This window comes from Streptomyces sp. NH27 (genome assembly GCF_056859195.1).
This window is the reverse complement of the sequence record NZ_JACEGK010000653.1, coordinates 1-3792: the sequence shown is the minus strand read 5'-3', so window position 1 is coordinate 3792 and position 3792 is coordinate 1. Positions and strand designations below refer to the sequence as shown.

Below are 3792 nucleotides of genomic sequence, written 5' to 3'. Positions count from 1 at the left end.
GGACATGGACTGCTCCTTGCCGGGGGTTCGCGGTATCGTCGGAACGGGAAGTGGACACGCGTCCGATTCCATTCCAACGTAGCGGACAGATGTCCGCTTAGCAAAAGAAGGAAGGGCGCCTCGTGACCGAGCGAGCACCTCGGCGGGCCGACGCGGAGCAGAACCGGGCCCGGATCGTGGACGTGGCCCGGGTCGCGCTGACCGAGTCGGCCGACGCGACGCTGAACTCGATCGCGAAGCGCGCGGGGGTCGGCCAGGGCACGCTCTACCGGCACTTCGCCACCCGTGAGGCGCTGCTGCTGGCTGTCTACCGGCAGGACATCGAGGAACTGCTGCGCGCCGCGCCCGAGTTGCTGCGCGCGCACGAGCAGCGGCCGCTGGAAGCCCTGCGGCTGTGGCTGGACCGGCTGGCGGCGTACGGCCGGATCAAGCACGGCGTCGCGCAGGCCGTGGAGGCCGCGACCCGGGCGGACCTGTCCAACGAGTACTACGGCCGGGTGATCGACACGATCGGTTCGCTGCTGCGGGCCGGGCAGGACGCCGGCGCCGTGCGGGCCGACGTGGACGCGCCGGACGTGCTGCTCCTGGTGGACTTCCTGTGGCGCAGCGACCAGGGGCCGGACTGGGAGCCGCGCACCCGGCACCTGCTCGGCCTCGTGCTCGACGGGCTGCGGGCGCGGCCGGGGGCTTCAGCGGGGGCGTGACCCGGGAACGCGACCCGGGCGTCCCTCATCCGTCGGTGTCGGTCCCGTGCCCGTGTCCGTTCCCGTGCGCGGTGGCGTCCGCGTGCTCGTCGCCGAAGCCGTCCTCGTCCGGCTCGGTCTCCATCAGGTCCAGGTCCGGCGGCACCAGGGTGGTGGACTCCACCAGGCCCTTGAGGAGGTTGTGCAGGAGGTTGTTGTCCCACGGGGTGCCCGCGTCGCCGTCGTGCATCAGCGGGTACGGGAAGCCGCCCTCGTGCAACCGCCGCCGTAGGGAGGAGAGTTTGTGCTCGATCCGGCGCACGCTCCAGCTGTCGGCGGGGCGCAGGTAGGCGAGTTGCTCGGCGGTCTGCCGGTACGCCAGCGGGCGCGGTCCGTCCTCGTAGAGCAGGTAGTGCTGGCCCATGACGACCAGGAGCAGGCGTTCGTCGTCGTTCAGCGGCCACAGCTTGGGCGGCAGGGTCTCGGCGCGGCGGCGCGGCACGGCGCCGCGCTCGTCGTGGCCGGTGACGTACAGCTCGACCAGGTGCTCGCGGAAGCCGGAGCCCCTGACGAAGACCGGGGTGTAGCCGGGGAGGAGGGGGATCGGGTCGGTGGTGGTGTGCATCAGGCGGCCCTGCGGCAGGCGGACGAGCTGCCGGCCGGTGTTGCGCAGCCACCACTGGCGCTTGCGGTAGGTGAGTTCGCCGTGCCGGCGGCTGACCCGCAGGTCGTCCTCGCCGACCGGCAGGTCCACGTCTTCCGGGCGCTCGCCGCGGCCGAACCTGATCACCAGCCCGGTGCGCGGTGCCACCTTGATGCCGCCGGTCACGGTGCGTGCGTGGAGCGTGCCGGGGCCGGCGGGCACGGCGCCCCGCGCGAGGCTGTCCGGGCTGTTCACTGTCTCCTCCTCATCGGCGTCGGGGGCGGGCCGCGCGCTCCCCTCCGGCGCACGGCCCCGCGGTGTCCCCCGCGCGCCTTCGCTTTCGTCGCGCACCTCTTGTCCGAGTGTGCCCGGCGGGCGCGGGACCCCTCCGGAGACCGGTCGACGGCTCGGGCGGGCGTGCGGGTCGGCGGCCGTCGTCGGGTCGGCGGCCGTGGTCGGGTCGGTGGTCGGGTCCGGTCGGTGGTCCGGTCGGTGGCTGTGGCTGTGGCTGTGGCCGTGGCCGGGTCAGCGGGTGGGGAGGTGGGAGGCGGCCGCGGCGGCGAGTCGGGTCGCCAGGGTGCGCAGCTTCGCGTCGCCGCTCGCGCCGCTGACCTCCAGCTCGAAGGTCTCGGCCTGCCGGTCGCCCTGGTCGTCGGTGTAGGTGCGGTAGACCACCTCGACCAGGGCGGTGTGGTCGCCGTCGGCCCCGGGCGGGGCCACGAAGGCGCGGTGGCCGCCGAGGCGGGTGGAGGTGCCGTCGTCGGCGGTGGGCGGCTCGCCCCGGTCGAAGGCGAGGTCGACGTCGATGTCGCTGGTGGTGCTCTGCCACGAGCAGTCCCAGTTGCCGTACGTGACGTCCGGGTCGTCGGCGTCGATGCCGGGCACGGCTTCGAGCGCGGTCGCCACCAGCAGCGTGCAGGCGTCCGTGTTGACCAGCGAAACGGTGGGCAACGGAGGTTCGCGGCGCGGGAGTTGGCCGCCGGCCGGTACGGCGTTGAGGGCGGCGACCGCGGCCGTGGTGGCGGTGTCGGCCATGCCGCACAGCACGGCGGAGGAGGGGTCGGAGTCGTCGGCGGGCTTCGCGGTGACGACGGCGTGGACGCCGGTGGAGCGGTGCCGCCCGCCGTGGTCGTGCCCGCTGGTGCCGGTGCCGCCGTTGCCGCCGTCGAGCAGGAGCGTACGGTCGCACTCGCCGCCGTCCGCGGGCTCGTCGACGACGCGCACCCGGCCGGAGGTGTGCACGGTGCCGGTGGGCTGGGCCGAGCCGTCGACGAACTCCAGCTCGATGTCGATCTCCGGCCCGGACCTGGTGTCCACAATGACGTCGCAACGGTCGAAGTCGCCGTACGCCGGGTCGAGTTCGGCGTCGCCGTACTTCGCCAGCGCGGCGGGCCTGGCGAGCGCGCAGGGGTCGGCGGTGCGCTGGTCGCCGAAGAGGGCCGCCGAGGCGGGGCCGGGGGCGGCAGAGCGCGCGGGCGTCTTCGGCGCCGGACGGCCCGAGGGCGCGGAGTCCGGGGCGGCCGACGCCCCGCCCGAGCCGCCGGTGGCCGCCCACACCCCGACGGCCGCCGCCAGGACGACCACGGCCACGGAGGCCGCGACGACGGACCGCAGGTGGGCCCGTACGAACCGGCCGGGTACGCGCGTCCCGGGCCCGCGTTCCCGGCGGCGGACGGAACGGAAACGGGCGGGCTCCGAACCGCCGCCCGTGGCACCGCTGCTGCGTTCCGTCGGCTCCAACGGGTCTGGCAACTGAGGTAGTTCAGGCAGTTCTGCGACCGGTCCGGCCGCCGCACGCAGCATCTCCAGTGCCTCGGCCGCAGTGGGCCGCGCGCCCGGCTCGCGGCGCAGCATCGCCGTCAGGGTCTCCCGCAACGGGCCGACGTCGGCGGTCAGTTCGACGTTCCGCCCGGCTTCCGGGCCCGGCCGGTACGCACCCGCCGCGCCCGGTGGTCGTGGCGGGTCCCCGGTGATCAGGGCGTACACCATCGCGGCGAGCGAGAAGACGTCCGAGGCGGGCTCGGGCTGCCCGCGGACCACCTCGGGCGCGGCGTAGTGAGGGGTGTAGCCGATCGCGCTGTTCGGGGTGATCGTCTCCTTGCCGCCGACCCGGTACGCGGCGCCGAAGTCGGCGAGCTTCACGGTGCGCGGGCCGGTGGCCACGACGTTGCCCGGCTTGATGTCGCCGTGCACGATGCCCTCCGTGTGCAGGGCGATCAGCGCGTCCGCGATCTGTGCGCCGAGGTGGGCGGCGAGGCGGGGCGGCAGGGACGGGCGGTGGTCCAGGCTGCCGCCGGGGGCGTACTCCATCACCAGGTAGGTGGTGGCCCGGTTGCGTCTGCCGACCCGTACGGCGTCGTGCAGCGTCACCACGTGGGCGTGGCTGAAGCGGGCGAGCACGCGGGCTTCGGCGCGGAGGCGGTCGAAGCCGGCGGGGCTCTCGCCGCCCAGGACCCTTTTCAGGAC

The 3792-nt window shown here is 74.7% G+C and carries 3 protein-coding genes; 1 reads left to right on the top strand and 2 read right to left on the bottom strand.

Annotated features, from left to right (window positions below; genetic code table 11):
* The first annotated feature begins 122 nt into the window (after nt 1-122).
* Nucleotides 123-704: a TetR/AcrR family transcriptional regulator gene (locus tag AC13HU_RS33860; RefSeq protein WP_483045819.1), complete on the top strand. Its 582-nt coding sequence runs from the start codon at nt 123-125 to the stop codon at nt 702-704.
* 25 nt (nt 705-729) lie between these two features.
* Here AC13HU_RS33860 and AC13HU_RS33855 read toward each other — a convergent pair whose 3' ends face one another.
* Nucleotides 730-1581, bottom strand: a complete 852-nt coding sequence (locus AC13HU_RS33855; RefSeq protein ID WP_483045818.1) for an FHA domain-containing protein — start codon at nt 1579-1581, stop codon at nt 730-732.
* Nucleotides 1582-1851: 270 nt separating this feature from the next.
* Nucleotides 1852-3792 (bottom strand): protein kinase domain-containing protein (locus AC13HU_RS33850; RefSeq protein ID WP_483045817.1); only part of this gene is annotated, 1941 nt, incomplete at its 5' end.